This window comes from Borrelia persica No12 (genome assembly GCF_000500045.1).
Lineage (GTDB): Bacteria > Spirochaetota > Spirochaetia > Borreliales > Borreliaceae > Borrelia > Borrelia persica.
The window spans coordinates 1-218 of the sequence record NZ_AYOT01000039.1 but is presented as its reverse complement, the minus strand read 5'-3'; the positions used below and the strand labels follow the sequence as shown (position 1 = coordinate 218).

Annotated in this window: 1 pseudogene; it reads left to right on the top strand. The window is 25.7% G+C overall.

Going from position 1 to position 218, the window contains the following annotated elements:
• Nucleotides 1–8: 8 nt before the first annotated feature.
• Nucleotides 9–218: pseudogene (locus U881_RS10305) on the top strand (DUF244 domain-containing protein); the annotation flags it as partial.

Here is a 218-nt window from a genome sequence, read left to right as displayed (position 1 = left end):
AAGAAAGTTTGAATGAATTTATAATAACAAAAGTACTTAAATTATTAGACAGAGAAGTGCCATTTAAAGACAATTTAAGTATGAGAAAAGGTAAAGTATTAGAGAATTTCTTATTTGATGAATTTATTCGGGAATATGAAGATAGAGTTGAGGTTTTGCATAGAAATAAATATGCCAATGGCATAGATAAATATAACTACTTTAAGGAAATTTCTGGT